This window comes from Streptomyces sp. NRRL B-3229 (assembly GCF_000719505.1).
GTDB classification, from domain to species: domain Bacteria; phylum Actinomycetota; class Actinomycetes; order Streptomycetales; family Streptomycetaceae; genus Streptomyces; species Streptomyces griseorubiginosus.
Genome location: NZ_JOGP01000045.1, coordinates 1 through 14,573 on the forward strand (window position 1 = coordinate 1; position 14,573 = coordinate 14,573).

A 14,573-nucleotide genomic window follows, 5' to 3' on the forward strand; every position below is an offset into this window, starting at 1 on the left:
CGGGGGGTGCGGGTCGGGCGGGTTGGGGTGGGGGGGAGTTGGCCCTTCTGGGGGCCCCAGTCGTTGGGGTCCGGGACTCCTGGGGGGAGCATCTGGCGGCGCTTGGGGCCGCCGTGCTCGGACTCGCCCGGTTCCTTCGCACCGGGCCAGGCCTTGGCGACCCGGGCGGCCAGGACGAAGTCCTTGCGGAGGGGGTGGCCCTCGAAGGTCTCCGGGAGCAGCAGGTGGGCGAGGGAGGGGTGGCCCTCGAAGGTGACGCCGAACATCTCGTGGGTCTCGCGTTCGTGCCAGGCGGCGCCCGCGTAGATGTCGACGGCGGTGGGGAGGACCGGGGTCTCGTGGGGGACAGTCGTGCGGAGCAGCAGGCGCCGTACCGGGGCGAGGGCCGCCACGTGGGCCGCCACGCGGAAGCCGGTGCCGGGTTCGTCGACCGCGCTCAGCCAGTCGAAGTAGGTGCAGCCCAGCTCGTCGCGGGCCACGCGCAGGGCCGTGAGCCAGGCAGCCGGCGGGACGTCCACCGTGAGGATCTCGTACGACTCCTCCGCGGTGGCCTCCGGGCCGAACAGGTCCTCTGCGGGGGCGGGCAGCCAACCGACGGCCGTCACCGCGCACCCCCCTCGACAGAGCCAGGACCAGAAGCAGAACCAGTGCCGGAAACAGGGCCGGTCGCCGGGTCCGGTCCCTGCACCAACCCGCTCTGGAGCGCCGCCACCGACGCGCGCCCCCCGGACGTTCCGGACGTCACCCCGTACCGCTCCCCCAGCGACTCCCTGGCGATCTTCTCCTGGAGTTTCAGGATGCCCTGGAGGAGGGCCTCCGGGCGTGGCGGGCAGCCGGGGACGTAGACGTCCACCGGGATGATCTGGTCGACGCCCTTCGTCACCGAGTAGGAGTCCCAGTACGGGCCGCCGCAGTTGCTGCACGCGCCGAAGGAGATGACGTACTTGGGCTCGGGCATCTGCTCGTACAGGCGCTTCACCGCCGGCGCCATCTTGTCCGTGACCGTGCCGGAGACGACCATCAGGTCGGCCTGGCGGGGACCCGGGGCGAAGGGGATGACACCGAGGCGGATGAAGTCGTGGCGGGCCATCGACGCGGCGATGAACTCGATCGCGCAGCAGGCGAGGCCGAAGTTGAAGACCCAGAGGGAGTACCGGCGGCCCCAGTTGAGGACGACCTTCATCGGCTCGGGGGCGAGACGGGCCAGCGCGCCGAGCCGTTTCGGTTCCGGGAGCAGAACGGGTTCCGAGGGGGTCACGTCCATGCCAGGACTCCCTTCTTGTACGCGTACAGCAGGCCCACCGCGAGGAAGCCCAGGAAGACAAACATCTCTACGAGGGTGGCCGCGCCGTAGCCGGGGGCCGCGAAGACCGTCGCCCACGGGAACAGGAAGATCGAGTCGACGGCGAAGATGACGTAGAGGAAGGCGTAGACGTAGTAGCGGACCTGGGTGTGGGCCCAGCCCTCGCCGACGGGGTCGACTCCGCACTCGTACGTCAGGAGTTTCTCGGGGGTGGGGACCACGGGTCGCAGCAGGCGTCCGGCGCCGAAGGCGACCGCGACGAACAGCACGCCGACGACGGCGAGCAGTCCCACGACCGAGTACGACTGGAAGTAGTCCGCCGCGACGACAGTCGGATCGACGGTGCTTGCACCGACGACGGTCGGTTCCGGCACGTCCGCCCCTCGCTCCCTGTGAGCCGCTGAACACAGCGTGAGCTGCTGAACACCGCTGTTCGACGATCTGTACGCACGGGAGTCTAGGCCCTCGTAAAGGAGCGGTAAGCAGCCCGTCACCCCTGTAAGGGGACGGGGTGGGGTTTTCCCCAGCACCTCGCGGCGGTCCACCTCATGGCGCACGCGCCTCTCGCCCGGCACGCTAGCCCATATGACCGAACGCCAATCGTCCCCGAGCCGCGCCGTGACCACCGGCGGATACGGCGGAACCGATGACGGCCGACCGCCGCCGGCCCGCTTCGCCTACGACGTGCACACGTGGAAGGAGATCGCGCACCTCCTGGCCAACCTGCCCGTGTCGGTCTTCGGATTCGTCTACGTCGTCACGGTGCTGTTCACCGGTTTCTGGCTGACCGTGACGGTGATCGGATTCCCGCTGCTGGCGGCCGGTCTGCTGGGCGCGCGCCAGCTCGGGAAGCTGGAGCGGGCACGGGCCCGGGCGCTGCTGGGCGTGCGGGTGGACGAGCCGAGCCGGCTGCCGTGGCGCACCAGGAACGGCGGCAATGGCTTCTTCGCCCAGCTGTGGCTCGGGGTGAAGGACCCCGTGGGCTGGCGGACGGTGCTGTACGACTTCATCCGGCTGCCGTGGGGCGTGCTGACCTTCACGATCACGCTGACCTCGTTGTTCGTGCTGTGGCCGGTGCTGCCGTTCATCGCGCGGGGCCTGGCCAACGTGGACCGGGCGATGGTGCGCGGTCTGCTGTCGCCGTCCGACGAGCTGGAACGCCGTATCGCCGAACTGGAGTCGGACCGGGGGGTCGTCGTGGACACCGCCGCCGCCGATCTGCGGCGGATCGAGCGCGACCTGCACGACGGTGCGCAGGCCCGGCTGGTGAACCTGGCGATGGGGCTCGGTCTCGCGAAGGAGAAGCTCCTGGAGGACCCGGAGTACGCGCAGGCGATGGTCGCGGAGGCGCACGGCGAGGTGAAGCTGGCGCTCCAGGAGCTGCGGGATCTGGCGCGGGGCATCCATCCCGCCGTACTGACCGACCGCGGGCTCGACGCCGCCCTCTCCTCGGTCGCCTCGCGCTGCACGGTGCCGGTGAAGGTGACCGCCGACCTCGACGCGCGGCCCGTCCAGGCGATCGAGGGGATCGCCTACTTCACCGTCTCGGAGCTGCTCCAGAACATCAGCAAGCACAGCGGGGCGCGGTCGGCGTCGGTTGACGTGTGGCGGGCGGAGAACCGGCTGCTCATCCAGGTGTGGGACGACGGCCGCGGCGGGGCCCGGCTCGACGGCGGCACCGGTATGCGCGGGCTCGCGGAGCGGCTGGACGCGGTCGACGGACTGTTCGTCATCGACTCGCCGCCGGGCGGTCCGACGGTCGTCACGGCGGAGCTGCCGTGGCGCGACCGGGCGCCGGGCGAGAGGTAGGGAAAACCCCCCTTCCAAGACGCCGACGGTCTCCATGGTCCGTCGACCTGCGACGCAGCAGGGTGGAACCAGGACGACACCACATGCTCAGGCGAGAGAAGAAGGACGACGTCGATGGCCACGGACTACGGGTACGACAGTGGGCTCGGATTCCCCGAGACGGTTCGGCGGCACCGGCTGCCGGCGGGGCTGCGGGCGCCGTTCGAGGGGCGGACCTGGCGGGAGTTCGGCTATGTGCTGCTGAGCCTGCCGATCAGCATCCTGATGTTCACGTACGCCGTCACGATGGTCTCGCTGGGCGCCGGACTGCTCGTGACCTTCCTCGGCATCCCGGTCTTCGCGGCGGGGCTCGCCGGGTGCCGTGGGCTCGGGGCCCTGGAGCGGGCGCGGGCGCGGGGACTGCTCGGCCTGGAGGTCGCGGACCCGGAGCCGCTCCGGACGCGGGGCTCCGGGTTCATGGCGTGGATCGGGGCGGTGCTCAAGAGCGGGACGTCCTGGCGGACGCTGCTGTACTCCGTGCTGCACCTGCCGTGGGCGCTGTTCTCGTTCGTCGTGGCGGTGAACTTCTGGGTGTACGGCTGGGCGCTGCTGACGTATCCGCTGTGGTTCTGGGTCTTCCCGGCGTACGCCGGTCAGGACGGGCTCCAGCTGTACGGCGACCAGAGCCACCACATCTACCTGGACAACCCGTTCGAGATCGGGGTGACCGCGCTGGTGGGACTGTTGTTCACGCTGGCCACGCCGTGGATCGTGCGGGCGCTGACGACGGTGGACCGGGTGATGGTGCACGGGCTGCTGGGGCCGACCCGGCTGTCGGCGCGGGTGGTGGAGCTGGAGTCGGACCGGGGGGTCGTGGTGGACACGGCGGCCGCCGATCTGCGCCGGATCGAGCGCGATCTGCACGACGGGGCGCAGGCCCGTCTGGTGGCACTGGCGATGGATCTGGGTCTGGCGAAGGAGAAGCTCACGGAGGATCCGCAGGCGGCGGCGCGGATGGTGGACGAGGCGCACGGTGAGGTGAAGACGGCGCTTCAGGAGCTGCGGGATCTGGCGCGGGGGATTCATCCCGCCGTACTGACGGACCGGGGACTGGATGCGGCGCTGTCCTCGGTGGCCTCGCGATGCACGGTTCCGGTGCAGGTGGAGGTGGATCTGCCGGCGCGACCCGCGCCGGCGATCGAGGGGATCGCGTACTTCACGGTGTCGGAGCTGTTGCAGAACGTCAGCAAGCACGCGCGGGCCACGGGGGCGGCGGTGGACGTGTGGCGGGTGGAGGACCGGCTGCTGCTCCAGGTGGTGGACAACGGGGTGGGCGGCGCCGATGTGTCCGCGGGGTCCGGGCTCGCCGGGCTGGCCGAGCGGCTGGACGCGGTGGACGGGATCCTGGTGGTGGACTCGCCGGTCGGGGGGCCCACCCGGGTGACCGCGGAGCTGCCCTGGCGGGGTGATCGCGTGTGACGGGTTGTCTGTGACGGGGGTGTCCTCGAACGCCGGACGGGCTGAAAGGCCCGGGCCGGCGTTCGGGATGTGCGGTCCGTTCGAATTAGGGGCCCCTAATCCCGTTGCCCTCGCCCCTCCGCATCCGAATGCTGGAATGCTGGACCTGTTCAGTGGACGGGCAGGCAGTGGGCTGGGGGGCCGAGGGTCGTGGAGGACAGGGTGCGGGTGGTCATCGCCGAGGATTCGGTGCTGCTGAGGGAGGGCCTGACCCGGTTGCTGACCGACCGCGGGCACGACGTCGTGGCCGGTGTGGGCGACGGGGACGCGCTGGTCAAGACCATCGGCGAGCTGGACGCCCAGGGCGAACTGCCCGACGTGGTGGTCGCCGACGTACGGATGCCTCCGACGCACACCGACGAAGGCGTGCGAGCCGCCGTGCAACTGCGCAAGACACATCCCGGGCTCGGGGTACTCGTACTGTCGCAGTACGTGGAGGAGCGGTACGCCACCGAGCTGCTGGCCGGGTCCAGCCGTGGGGTGGGGTACCTGCTCAAGGACCGGGTCGCGGAGGTGCGTGAGTTCGTGGACGCGGTGGTGCGGGTCGCCGAGGGCGGTACCGCTCTCGACCCCGAGGTGGTCGCCCAGCTGCTGGGACGCAGCCGTAAGCAGGACGTGCTCGCGGGCCTCACGCCCCGGGAGCGGGAGGTCCTCGGGCTCATGGCCGAGGGGCGGACCAACTCCGCGATCGCCCGCCAGCTGGTCGTCAGCGACGGGGCCGTGGAGAAGCACGTGAGCAACATCTTCCTGAAGCTCGGGCTGTCCCCGAGCGACGGGGACCACCGGCGGGTGCTGGCCGTGCTCACCTATCTGAACTCATGAGTTTCTGACACCGTGTCAGCAAATGGCGGGCCCAGAACCGCAGGACGTGAGGGAGCGTCTTCAGACAAGCGTCGGAGGTCGTCCAAATGGTGACAAGTCAGGGCGCCGTATCGTCTCAAAACCGCGTCCATCATGCGAATGGCCGAGGGAAGAGAACCCCGCGGTCGTAGGGTTGATCCTGGGAGAGGCCTGCGGGAAGGCCGCTCCCGAACAGCCGCCTCGAGGGAGGTCCAGTTCAGTGACCAGTCAGGTCAGCAGCCCAGCGGAGCAGGCCGACGGAACCGTCGCGGGAGAGCAGCGCAAAGAGCCGGGCGCGAAGGATGTCCGCCGTCTCGACCGGGTGATCATTCGTTTCGCGGGGGACTCCGGTGACGGTATGCAGCTCACCGGTGACCGTTTCACCTCGGAGACGGCGTCCTTCGGCAACGACCTGTCCACCCTTCCCAACTTCCCGGCCGAGATCCGGGCCCCCGCCGGGACCCTGCCGGGTGTGTCGTCCTTCCAGCTGCACTTCGCCGACCACGACATCCTCACCCCGGGTGACGCGCCGAACGTGCTCGTGGCCATGAACCCGGCCGCCCTCAAGGCGAACATCGCAGACCTGCCGCGCGGTGCGGAGATCATCGTCAACACGGACGAGTTCACCAAACGGGCGATGCAGAAGGTGGGGTACGCGGCCTCGCCGCTGGAGGATGGATCGCTCGACGGTTACAGCCTTCACCCGGTCCCCCTGACCACGCTGACCGTCGAGGCACTCAAGGATTTCGACCTCAGTCGCAAGGAGGCCGAGCGCAGCAAGAACATGTTCGCGCTCGGCCTCTTGTCGTGGATGTACCACCGGCCCACCGAGGGCACGGAGAAGTTCCTGCGGACCAAGTTCGCGAAGAAGCCGGAGATCGCCGAGGCGAACCTGGCGGCCTACCGGGCGGGCTGGAACTTCGGTGAGACCACCGAGGACTTCGCGGTCTCCTACGAGATCGCGCCGGCCACCAAGGCCTTCCCGGTCGGCACCTACCGCAACATCTCCGGGAACCTCGCGCTGTCCTACGGGCTGGTCGCCGCGTCCCGCCAGGCGGACCTGCCGTTGTTCCTTGGCTCATACCCGATCACTCCGGCCTCGGACATCCTGCACGAGCTGAGCAAGCACAAGAACTTCGGCGTCCGGACCTTCCAGGCCGAGGACGAGATCGCGGGCATCGGCGCGGCGCTGGGCGCGGCCTTCGGCGGGTCGCTGGCCGTCACCACCACGAGCGGCCCCGGTGTGGCGCTGAAGTCGGAGACCATCGGCCTCGCCGTCTCCCTGGAGCTGCCGCTCCTGGTGATCGACATCCAGCGCGGCGGTCCGTCGACCGGGCTGCCGACCAAGACCGAGCAGGCGGACCTCCTCCAGGCGATGTTCGGGCGCAACGGCGAGGCGCCGGTGCCGATCGTCGCCCCCTGCACCCCGGCCGACTGCTTCGACGCGGCGCTGGAGGCGGCCCGGATCGCGCTGACGTACCGCACGCCGGTGCTGCTGCTCTCGGACGGCTACCTGGCCAACGGCTCCGAGCCCTGGCGGATCCCGGAGCTGGACGAGCTCCCGGACCTGACCGTGCAGTTCGCGCAGGGCCCGAACCACACCCTGGACGACGGCACCGAGGTCTTCTGGCCCTACAAACGGGACCCGCAGACCCTGGCCCGCCCCTGGGCGGTACCCGGCACCCCCGGTCTCGAACACCGCATCGGCGGCATCGAGAAGGAGGACGGGACCGGCAACATCTCCTACGCCCCGGCCAACCACGACTTCATGGTCCGCACCCGGCAGGCCAAGATCGACGGGATCGGCGTACCGGACATCGAGGTCGACGACCCGCACGAGGCGCGCACGCTGGTGCTGGGCTGGGGATCGACGTACGGGCCCATCACGGCGGCGGTACGGCGGCTGCGGACGGCCGGTGAGTCGATCGCGCAGGCCCATCTGCGCCACATCAACCCCTTCCCGCGCAACCTGGGCGCGGTGCTGAAGGCGTACGACAAGGTCGTGATCCCCGAGATGAACCTCGGGCAGCTCGCCCTGCTGGTGCGGGCGAAGTACCTGGTCGACGCGCACAGCTACAACCAGGTCAACGGCATGCCGTTCAAGGCCGAACAGCTCGCCACGGCTCTCAAGGAGGCCATCGATGGCTGAGACGTCCACGGAAGGCACGGGCACGATCGAGGCACTCTCGCTGGTCCCCAAGGCCGAGGGGCGCCAGAGCATGAAGGACTTCAAGAGCGACCAGGAGGTCCGCTGGTGCCCCGGCTGCGGTGACTACGCGATTCTCGCGGCGGTCCAGGGCTTCATGCCGGAGCTGGGGCTGGCCAAGGAGAACATCGTCTTCGTCTCGGGCATCGGCTGCTCGTCGCGGTTCCCGTACTACATGAACACGTACGGCATGCACTCGATCCACGGTCGGGCGCCGGCGATCGCGACGGGCCTCGCCGCCTCGCGCCGGGATCTGTCGGTGTGGGTGGTGACGGGTGACGGCGACGCGCTGTCCATCGGCGGCAACCACCTGATCCACGCCCTGCGCCGGAACGTGAACCTGAAGATCCTCCTCTTCAACAACCGGATCTACGGCCTGACGAAGGGGCAGTACTCCCCCACCTCCGAGGTCGGGAAGATCACGAAGTCGACGCCGATGGGGTCGCTGGACGCACCGTTCAACCCGGTGTCGCTGGCCATCGGCGCGGAGGCGTCCTTCGTGGCGCGGACGGTGGACTCGGACCGCAAGCACCTCACGTCGGTGCTGCGGGCGGCCGCCGCCCACTCCGGCACGGCCCTGATCGAGATCTACCAGAACTGCAACATCTTCAACGACGGCGCCTTCGAGGTCCTCAAGGACAACCGGCAGGCCGAGGAGGCGGTGATCCGCCTGGAGCACGGGCAGCCGATCCGCTTCGGCGCGGACCTGTCCAAGGGCGTGGTCCGGGACGCGGCGACCGGCGACCTGAAGGTGGTGCCGGTGACGCCGGCGAACGAGGCGCAGATCCTGGTCCACGACGCGCACTCCGCGTCCCCGACGACCGCCTTCGCCCTCTCCCGCCTGGCCGACCCGGACACCCTCCACCACACCCCGATCGGCGTCTTCCGCGCGGTGGACCGCCCGGTGTACGACACCCAGCTCTCGGACCAACTGGACACGGCGATCGAGCAGAACGGCAAGGGGGACCTGGGGGCGCTGCTGGCGGGCGGCGACACCTGGACGGTGGTGGGCTGACCCGCCGTACCTGCACGGAAAGGGCCCGGATGCGACTAGGCGTCCGGGCCCTTCGGCGTTCACCTGTCGGGGATGTCCTTCTTGGCGCGGATGAGGGTCTCGCGGGTGATGACGACGATGCGTTCGTAGTCGGCACGGCTCGCGTCCGGCGGAAGGCCGACATCGAGTTCGAGCGTGCGGTCGGTGCCGATCACGGCGAAATTCCCGTCGCTGAGTTCAAAAATGTCGGGACAGGTGTCACCAGACATGCTGCCCCTCTGGTCAGGCGCGTCTCCGAGTCGGCGGACGATGCGGACAGCAGGGAGGTTGTTGCGCACGTGAACCCCTCCGTCAATGGCCGAGCGTGGTGTCGGCCAGCCACCATAAAACGGGGCGGGAGAGCACGTACGCGGTTATGCACGCGTGGTCAGTTCTCCTCTTCCTTCCTGCCCATGACCCACCACTCCTCCAGGTCGTCCTCGCGCTCTTCCATGACGACGTCCACAGCCCTGCCGACTTTTGCTTCCCAGGAGTCCGCCGCCAGGCTGCTCCGTGCGTCGCTGGTCCGCTTCCAGTACTCGGCGAAGACCGGACTCTTGCTCAACACCCGCAGTGAGCCCAGAAGTTCCGTGCGATCCAGGGCTCCGATGCGGTATCCGAGCAGAAGCGCACCGTACTCCCGGTTGGCAAAGAGCAGCTGCCGCCGCCTTTCCCTGGACAAGTCCTCCAGGCTGCTGATGACCACGGCCAGAGAAGGATCGTCGATGGCCCGGTCCAGTTGACTCACGAAGATCCGGTGCAGCTGGATCAGGTTCGCCCGGCGCATCTCCACCGCCACCCGATCCAACTGCTCGGCCAGCAGAACGTCCCCTCGGCGCCGGTCCAAATCGGGGCGAGGGCGTGGGGTGCGTATCCGGCCCACGCGTTTCCGTGCCGCGGAACCCGTGCGTCGCGTGTGCGGATTCTGTCCGTTCAAAGCGCCCCCCCCCCCGTCACGCAGGTTCGGGGACCACGGCAGCCCCCGACCCAGCATGCACGAGGACCGGCACGGGCGGCGGAGGCCAGGCGAGGGCGCTCGGTGGCTTGCAGCGCCCATATCGCCCGATGCTTCACACGAAGTGAACCCCGCGCACGTCATTCCTGGCCGGCGTCGCCCTTTCGCGCGTCGTACACCTCGCGCGCCTCCTGGACCGCGTCCATCCGTCTCGCCGTCCACTCCGCCAGGCCGCGTACCCGTTCCGCTGCCTCACGGCCCAGGTCGGTGAGGGAGTAGTCGACTCTTGGGGGGATCACCGGTTTGGCGTCGCGGTGGACCAGGCCGTCTCGTTCCAGGGTCTGGAGGGTCTGGGTCAGCATCTTCTCGCTGACGCGGCCGATCGCCCTGCGGAGTTCGCTGAAGCGGTAGGGGCGGTCGAGGAGCTGCAACAGGACCAGGACGCCCCAGCGGCTGGTCACGTGTTCCAGGACGAGGCGGTGGGGGCACATCGCCTCGCCCTGCGCCGCCGTGGCCTCCGAGAGGAGGGACTCCGTACTTACCGACATGCAAGTACCTTACTTCAAAGTGGGTACTTTCGCAGAGTTAGCGCCTCACCTAGGGTTAGTGCCATCCGCACCCCACAAGGAGATCGCAGACCATGAGCATCGTCGTCACCGGAGCCACCGGACACCTCGGCCGTCACGTCGTGGAGCAGCTGCTGGAGAAGGTTCCCGCCGAGCAGGTCACCGCCGTCGTCCGCACCCCGGAGAAGGCCGCCGACTTCGCGGCGAAGGGCGTGAAGATAGCCGTCGCGGACTACAACAGCCCCGAGACCTTCGACAACGTCTTCGCGGCCGGCGACAAGGTGCTGCTGATCTCCGGCAACGAGTTCGACAAGGGCCGCCCGGCCCAGCACCAGGTCGTCATCGACGCCGCCAAGGCCGCGGGCGTGGACCTCCTCGCGTACACCAGCGCCCCCGGTCCCCTGAGCGCCGCGCTCGCCGACGACCACCGGGCCACTGAGGAGGCCCTGCTCGCCTCCGGCCTGCCCTACTCGCTGCTGCGCAACGGCTGGTACAACGAGAACTACACCGAGAACCTGGCCCCCGCCCTGGAGCACGGTGCCGTCGTCCAGGCCGCCGGCGACGGCCGTATCTCCACCGCCTCGCGCGCCGACTACGCGGCCGCCGCCGTGGCCGTCCTGACCGGCGAGGGGCACGAGAACTCGACGTACGAGCTCGGCGGCGACGAGGCCTGGAGCTTCGCCGAGTACGCGGCCGAGCTGAGCCGGCAGACCGGCAAGGAGATCGCCTACAACGCGGTCTCCGTCGAGGCCCTGACCGGGATCCTGACGGGTGTCGGGCTGCCCGGGCCGCTCGCCGCGATCCTCGCCGGGGTCGACGCCTCCATCGAGAAGGGCGAGCTGGTCGTCACCTCCGGCGACCTCTCCCGCCTGACCGGCCGCCCGACCACCCCGATCGCCACGTCCATCGAGGCCGCGCTCAAGGGCTGACCCCCTCCCGGGGCCCACGGCACCCCACCCCCGCCTGTCATGACCGTATGGCGATACGGGCATGACAGGCGGGGGTGCTCGGCGTTACCTTCGTGCAGGCGAGGAGAGTGCGACGAGGAGGGTCCCGTGAAGTCGAGAGGCGAGCGGCACATAGGTCTGCTGAACGGCTTCGCCGCGTACGGCATGTGGGGGCTCGTGCCCCTGTTCTGGCCGCTCCTCAAGCCCGCCGGGGCCGGCGAGATCCTGGCCCACCGGATGGTGTGGTCGCTCGTCTTCGTCGCCGTCGCGCTCGCCTTCGTACGGCGCTGGGCCTGGGCCGGTGAGCTGCTGCGGCAGCCGCGCAGGCTGGCGCTGGTCACCGTGGCCGCCGCCGTGATCACCGTGAACTGGGGCGTCTACATCTGGGCCGTGAACTCCGGCCATGTCGTCGAGGCCTCGCTCGGGTACTTCATCAACCCTCTCGTCACCATCGCGATGGGCGTGCTGCTGCTCAAGGAACGGCTGCGGCGCGTGCAGTGGGCGGCGGTCGGGGTCGGTGCCGCCGCGGTGCTGGTCCTGACGATCGGGTACGGGCGGCCGCCGTGGATCTCCCTCACGCTCGCCTTCTCCTTCGCCACCTACGGCCTGGTCAAGAAGAAGGTGAACCTCGGGGGCGTGGAGTCGCTGACCGCGGAGACCGCGATCCAGTTCCTGCCCGCGCTCGGCTATCTGCTGTGGCTGAGCAGCCGGGGCGAGCTCAGCTTCTCCGCCGAGGGCCCGGGACACGCGGCGCTGCTCGCCTCCACCGGCATCGTCACCGCACTCCCCCTGGTCTGCTTCGGCGCCGCCGCGATCCGCGTACCGCTGTCCACCCTGGGGCTGCTCCAGTACCTGGCCCCGGTCTTCCAGTTCCTGCTCGGCGTCCTCTACTTCCACGAGGCGATGCCGCCCGAGCGCTGGGCCGGGTTCGCACTGGTCTGGCTGGCCCTGACGCTGCTCACCTGGGACGCCCTGCACACCGCGCGGACGGTCAGGAGGGAGATCGCGAGGCCCGGGACCACGGTCGGTGCCGTACCGAAGGCGGAGAGCGCGGCTTCGGGTCCGGGGGTCCAGGCCTCGAGCTCGGAGGTCCCGGCCTCGGGTCCGGAAGTTCTGGACTCGCCCGCCGCGAGGCCGTAGCGGGGGCGGTGTCAGTGGGCGCCGCTATAAGTGACGGTATGACACCCGTGCACTGGAAAGTCGTGATCGACGCCGAGGACCCGCATGCCCAGGCCGACTTCTGGGCCGCCGCGCTGCACTACGAGAGCGAGGACAACGACGCCCTGATCCAGCGGCTGCTGGAGCTCGGTGCCCTGCCGCGGGAGGCCACCGTGGAGTACCACGCCCGGCTGGCCTTCCGGGACCTGGTCGCCGTACGGCATCCGGACGACCCCTACGACAAGGACAGCGGTACCGGGCTGGGGCGGCGGCTGCTCTTCCAGCGGGTGCCGGAGCCGAAGACCGTCAAGAACCGGCTCCATCTCGACCTGCATCCTGGTGAGGGCAGACGGGCGGCCGAGGTGGAGCGGCTGACCGGGCTCGGGGCGAGCGTGCTGAACGAGGTGAGCGGGCCCTCGGGGGCCTGGGTCGTCATGCAGGACCCGGAGGGGAACGAGTTCTGCGTCCACTGAGCGCGGTCGCGTTCGCGTTCGCTGGGCGCGGTCGCGTCCCCTGAGCGCGGTCGCGTCCCCTGAGCGCGCTCGCGTTCCGCGCCGGCGAACCGGTGTCCGAACTTCCGTGACCGAATAGCGCCCTTGACGGTAAGTCAACCTCAGCTTCACCATCCAGGCACCATTCGCTGTGGAGTTCCTGTGACTTCAGGGACTCCCATGGAATTCGGAGCCCCCCACATGAAGCTCTCGGTTCCCGGGCGCGTCACGGCCACCGCCGTCGCCGCCACCGTCTCCCTCCTGGCCGGCGGATCCATAGCCGGCGCGGCCCCCGCGGGAACATCCGCGGTGGCCGCGGCCCCGGACATCCCGGTGGCCAACGTGAAGGCGCACCTGACCCAGCTCCAGTCCATCGCCACCGCCAACGGCGGCAACCGCGCGCACGGCCGCGCCGGTTACAGAGCCTCGCTCGACTACGTGAAGGCCAAGCTGGACGCCGCCGGATTCACCACGACCGTCCAGCAGTTCACGTCCTCGAGCCGCACCGGGTACAACCTGATCGCCGACTGGCCCGGCGGCGACACCAACCAGGTGATCATGTCCGGCTCGCACCTCGACAGCGTGACGGCGGGCGCGGGCATCAACGACAACGGCTCCGGTTCCGCGGCCGTCCTCGAGACCGCGCTGGCGGTGTCCCGGGCGGGTTTCCACCCCACCAAGCACCTGCGGTTCGCGTGGTGGGGAGCGGAGGAACTCGGCATGGTGGGGTCCAAGTACTACGTCAACAACCTGTCGACGGCGAACCGTTCGAAGATCAAGGGCTACCTCAACTTCGACATGATCGGCTCGCCGAACCCGGGTTACTTCGTCTACGACGACGACCCGGGCATCGAGAAGACCTTCAAGGAGTACTACGCCGGCCTCGGCGTCCCGACCGAGATCGAGACCGAGGGCGACGGCCGCTCCGACCACGCGCCCTTCAAGAACGCGGGCGTTCCGGTGGGCGGGCTGTTCAGCGGGGCGGACTACATCAAGACGGCGGCGCAGGCGGCCAAGTGGGGCGGGACCTCGGGGCGGGCCTTCGACCGCTGCTACCACTCGTCGTGCGACACGACGGCCAACATCGACGACACGGCGCTGGACCGCAACAGTGACGCGGTGGCGTACGCGGTGTGGGGGCTTTCCCAGTAGTGCGCGTAGTGCCCGTAATGCACCGACAACAGGGCTTCTGGTCCTAGGAGTCGGCGTTCCGGGCGCGTTCCGCGAGGCGGAGCATGCGGGAGCGGGCCGACTCCAGCCTGTCCGGTTCACCGGCCGCCGGGCCTTCCCCGGCGGCCATCTCCGTCCACAGGGCGAGCAGGTCACTGCCGAGGGCCAGGCCGCGGGACGGATCCCGTACGGCCTTCCACGCGGTGACCGCGCTCTGCACGTTGCCGTAGGCCGACTCAGCGTCTCCGGCGCGGTGCTGGATGCCGGCGAGGTCGAGGGAGATCACCGCCGCCTGTTCCGGCTCGCCGCCCAAGTAGGCGATGTACGCGGCGAGTTCACGCACCCGCAGCACATCGGGATGCTCTTCACCGAGGGTCCGTGACGCCTCGGCCACCACGTCCTGGGCCAACTCCGCGGCGACGTCCGTCCGCCCCTCCCGCACGGCCGCGCTGATCCGCTCAACGGGCTCCCCGAGCACCGCCGTGTCCTCGACGACCAGCCCCTCCCCCATCACGGCCTCAGCCACCGCGTCGAACCCCCGCACGGGGGCCGGCTGGGGATCGGGGTCGTCGAGGAGGGGGACGGGGGTGAGGAGGGG

The 14,573-nt window shown here is 69.8% G+C and carries 15 protein-coding genes and 1 pseudogene; 9 read left to right on the forward strand and 7 right to left on the reverse strand.

The window, feature by feature from the left end; genetic code table 11:
- The 3 genes from IF54_RS0137980 to IF54_RS0137990 form a co-directional block, all read right to left on the reverse strand.
- Positions 1 to 605, reverse strand: a 605-nt coding sequence (locus IF54_RS0137980) for an NADH-quinone oxidoreductase subunit C (protein ID WP_030327235.1), incomplete at its 3' end; no start/stop codon positions are given.
- The gene (locus IF54_RS0137985) at positions 602 to 1,264 is read right to left on the reverse strand and encodes an NADH-quinone oxidoreductase subunit B (RefSeq protein WP_030327236.1); all 663 of its coding nucleotides are present in this window, start codon (positions 1,262 to 1,264) and stop codon (positions 602 to 604) included. The genes IF54_RS0137985 and IF54_RS0137980, both read right to left, overlap by 4 nt.
- Positions 1,255 to 1,677, reverse strand: coding sequence for an NADH-quinone oxidoreductase subunit A (locus IF54_RS0137990; protein WP_020135887.1), 423 nt, complete (start codon positions 1,675 to 1,677; stop codon positions 1,255 to 1,257). Before IF54_RS0137990 ends, IF54_RS0137985 begins: the two co-directional genes overlap by 10 nt.
- 211 nt (positions 1,678 to 1,888) lie before the next feature.
- On the opposite strand from IF54_RS0137990, the gene IF54_RS0137995 reads away from it, so the two are divergent.
- The 5 genes from IF54_RS0137995 (at position 1,889) to IF54_RS0138015 (ending at position 8,670) form a co-directional block, all read left to right on the forward strand.
- Positions 1,889 to 3,112 (forward strand): sensor histidine kinase, encoded by a 1,224-nt coding sequence (locus IF54_RS0137995; RefSeq protein WP_030327237.1) that lies wholly within the window; start codon positions 1,889 to 1,891, stop codon positions 3,110 to 3,112.
- A gap of 114 nt (positions 3,113 to 3,226) precedes the next feature.
- Positions 3,227 to 4,570 (forward strand): sensor histidine kinase, encoded by a 1,344-nt coding sequence (locus IF54_RS0138000; RefSeq protein WP_030327238.1) that lies wholly within the window; start codon positions 3,227 to 3,229, stop codon positions 4,568 to 4,570.
- 201 nt (positions 4,571 to 4,771) lie between these two features.
- Positions 4,772 to 5,431: a response regulator transcription factor gene (locus tag IF54_RS0138005; protein WP_030327239.1), complete on the forward strand. Its 660-nt coding sequence runs from the start codon at positions 4,772 to 4,774 to the stop codon at positions 5,429 to 5,431.
- Between the two features lie 238 nt (positions 5,432 to 5,669).
- Complete coding sequence (locus IF54_RS0138010; RefSeq protein WP_030327240.1) at positions 5,670 to 7,598, forward strand: 2-oxoacid:acceptor oxidoreductase subunit alpha; 1,929 nt, start codon at positions 5,670 to 5,672, stop codon at positions 7,596 to 7,598.
- Complete coding sequence (locus tag IF54_RS0138015) at positions 7,591 to 8,670, forward strand: 2-oxoacid:ferredoxin oxidoreductase subunit beta (protein WP_030327241.1); 1,080 nt, start codon at positions 7,591 to 7,593, stop codon at positions 8,668 to 8,670. Before IF54_RS0138010 ends, IF54_RS0138015 begins: the two co-directional genes overlap by 8 nt.
- Before the next feature lie 59 nt (positions 8,671 to 8,729).
- Here IF54_RS0138015 and IF54_RS0138020 read toward each other — a convergent pair whose 3' ends face one another.
- From IF54_RS0138020 to IF54_RS0138030, 3 genes are all read right to left on the reverse strand, one after another.
- Positions 8,730 to 8,918, reverse strand: a complete 189-nt coding sequence (locus tag IF54_RS0138020; RefSeq protein ID WP_051735700.1) for a hypothetical protein — start codon at positions 8,916 to 8,918, stop codon at positions 8,730 to 8,732.
- A gap of 158 nt (positions 8,919 to 9,076) precedes the next feature.
- A complete protein-coding gene (locus IF54_RS0138025; RefSeq protein ID WP_030327243.1) occupies positions 9,077 to 9,571 on the reverse strand; it encodes a DUF6082 family protein in 495 nt (164 codons plus the stop codon).
- 212 nt (positions 9,572 to 9,783) lie between these two features.
- Positions 9,784 to 10,191, reverse strand: coding sequence for a winged helix-turn-helix transcriptional regulator (locus IF54_RS0138030; protein ID WP_030327244.1), 408 nt, complete (start codon positions 10,189 to 10,191; stop codon positions 9,784 to 9,786).
- 92 nt (positions 10,192 to 10,283) lie between these two features.
- Between IF54_RS0138030 and IF54_RS0138035 the strand changes: the two genes are divergently transcribed.
- The 4 genes from IF54_RS0138035 to IF54_RS0138050 all read left to right on the forward strand — a co-directional run bounded on the left by IF54_RS0138035 (position 10,284) and on the right by IF54_RS0138050 (position 13,957).
- Positions 10,284 to 11,138 (forward strand): SDR family oxidoreductase, encoded by an 855-nt coding sequence (locus tag IF54_RS0138035; protein ID WP_030327245.1) that lies wholly within the window; start codon positions 10,284 to 10,286, stop codon positions 11,136 to 11,138.
- A gap of 126 nt (positions 11,139 to 11,264) precedes the next feature.
- The gene (gene rarD / locus IF54_RS0138040) at positions 11,265 to 12,296 is read left to right on the forward strand and encodes an EamA family transporter RarD (protein ID WP_030327246.1); all 1,032 of its coding nucleotides are present in this window, start codon (positions 11,265 to 11,267) and stop codon (positions 12,294 to 12,296) included.
- A 38-nt stretch (positions 12,297 to 12,334) separates the two neighbouring features.
- On the forward strand, positions 12,335 to 12,787 hold the full coding sequence (locus tag IF54_RS0138045) for a VOC family protein (protein ID WP_030327247.1): 453 nt from the start codon (positions 12,335 to 12,337) through the stop codon (positions 12,785 to 12,787).
- Between the two features lie 219 nt (positions 12,788 to 13,006).
- On the forward strand, positions 13,007 to 13,957 hold the full coding sequence (locus IF54_RS0138050) for a M28 family metallopeptidase (protein ID WP_030327248.1): 951 nt from the start codon (positions 13,007 to 13,009) through the stop codon (positions 13,955 to 13,957).
- Between the two features lie 43 nt (positions 13,958 to 14,000).
- On the opposite strand, the pseudogene IF54_RS0138055 reads toward IF54_RS0138050, so the two are convergent.
- Positions 14,001 to 14,573 (reverse strand): annotated as a pseudogene (locus IF54_RS0138055) (hypothetical protein); the annotation flags it as partial.

Coding starts and splice junctions, on each gene's coding strand:
- IF54_RS0137985 (WP_030327236.1), bottom strand. CDS start 1,264: ATGGACGTGACCCCCTCGGAACCCGTTCTGCTCCCGGAACCGAAACGG.
- IF54_RS0137995 (WP_030327237.1), top strand. CDS start 1,889: ATGACCGAACGCCAATCGTCCCCGAGCCGCGCCGTGACCACCGGCGGA.
- IF54_RS0138000 (WP_030327238.1), top strand. CDS start 3,227: ATGGCCACGGACTACGGGTACGACAGTGGGCTCGGATTCCCCGAGACG.
- IF54_RS0138015 (WP_030327241.1), top strand. CDS start 7,591: ATGGCTGAGACGTCCACGGAAGGCACGGGCACGATCGAGGCACTCTCG.
- IF54_RS0138020 (WP_051735700.1), bottom strand. CDS start 8,918: ATGTCTGGTGACACCTGTCCCGACATTTTTGAACTCAGCGACGGGAAT.
- IF54_RS0138030 (WP_030327244.1), bottom strand. CDS start 10,191: ATGTCGGTAAGTACGGAGTCCCTCCTCTCGGAGGCCACGGCGGCGCAG.
- IF54_RS0138035 (WP_030327245.1), top strand. CDS start 10,284: ATGAGCATCGTCGTCACCGGAGCCACCGGACACCTCGGCCGTCACGTC.
- IF54_RS0138045 (WP_030327247.1), top strand. CDS start 12,335: ATGACACCCGTGCACTGGAAAGTCGTGATCGACGCCGAGGACCCGCAT.
- IF54_RS0138050 (WP_030327248.1), top strand. CDS start 13,007: ATGAAGCTCTCGGTTCCCGGGCGCGTCACGGCCACCGCCGTCGCCGCC.